This is a genomic window from Streptomyces azureus (assembly GCF_001270025.1).
GTDB lineage: Bacteria > Actinomycetota > Actinomycetes > Streptomycetales > Streptomycetaceae > Streptomyces > Streptomyces azureus.
The window spans coordinates 1-403 of the sequence record NZ_DF968447.1; the positions used below are offsets into that span (position 1 = coordinate 1).

A 403-nucleotide genomic window follows, 5' to 3' on the forward strand; every position below is an offset into this window, starting at 1 on the left:
CAGCCGCCTCAGGAGTACGGATCTTCGGGCAGGTCCAGCCCAGCGTCTGCTTGAACAGCCGGAACGTGGCCGAAGACGAACTCGCCGCCGTGGCGGGGCGGACGACCCCGGGTGCCCGGCTCGCGGGGGCGGGGCCGCCCGGCGCAGGACCCGGTCCGAGCGCATCCGGCCCAGCACCTGCACCGGCAAGTCCTTGAGCAGGTGGGCCAGGCGGGGCACGTCGTATCCGGCGTCCACCACGATGAGGACGTCCCGGTCGCCGTCCTTCCACTGCCCGGCATCCACCAGCCGCTCGATGAGCTCGCGCATCTGCCGGGCGGTGACGGTGGCGGCGCCGTCCCCCGGCGCCAGACGCAGAGCGTCCAGCGGCGCGGTCCAGGAACTGCGGCCTGCTTCCAGCGCG

1 pseudogene is annotated in these 403 nt (G+C 74.2%); it reads right to left on the reverse strand.

Annotation, left to right across the window (positions count from 1 at the left end):
* Positions 1-68: 68 nt before the first annotated feature.
* Positions 69-403: pseudogene (locus AOQ53_RS35475) on the reverse strand (transposase); the annotation flags it as partial.